Here is a 668-nt window from a genome sequence, read left to right on the forward strand (position 1 = left end):
GGCAAAGGAGAAAGCACAATGATTTATGGTTATGCTAGGTGCTCAACTACAGAAGAGTTACAGGATATAAACAGACAGATTAGGGAACTTAAAGCATTAGGAGCAGAGAAGATATACAAAGAATATGCATCAGGAATTAAGGAGGATAGAGAAGAGCTGCAGGAGTTATTACAGGTAGTTAATGAAGGTGATACTATTATAGCTTTAGAAGTAAGCAGAATTACTAGGAGCACCAAACATTTATGTGAACTTATAAATTTTGCTAAGGAGAAGAAGCTAAAGTTGGTATTTGGTAATTTTGTTGTGGACTGTACGGGGGAGTTAGATCCAATGACAGAGGGTATGCTAAAAATGATGGGAGTATTCTCCGAAATGGAAAGGAATATTATTAGCCAGAGAGTTAAATCTGGTATGGCTAATGCAAGGGCGAATGGTAAGGTTATAGGTAGACCAGCCTTAACAGCAGAAGATGTACCTAAAGACTTTTTAAGACATTATCCTAAATATAAAAGCAAGGAAATTACTAAGACTGAATTTGCCAGGCTGATAGGTATAAGTAGGCCTACTTTGGATAAGTATGTAAGATTGTTAGATGGAAAGGTGTGATTCTAGTTATTTCTTTTTTAATTATAAATAATGAACCAGCATAGTTTACTGGTTCATTACTC

At 35.6% G+C, this 668-nt stretch carries 1 protein-coding gene; it reads left to right on the forward strand.

The annotated features are described in order from the left end of the window. On the forward strand, nucleotides 1-606 hold a 606-nt coding region (locus GBZ86_RS16520), incomplete at its 5' end, for a recombinase family protein (RefSeq protein ID WP_340162479.1). Nucleotides 607-668 lie beyond the last annotated feature (62 nt).

This window comes from Clostridium tarantellae, assembly GCF_009295725.1.
GTDB lineage: Bacteria > Bacillota > Clostridia > Clostridiales > Clostridiaceae > Sarcina > Sarcina tarantellae.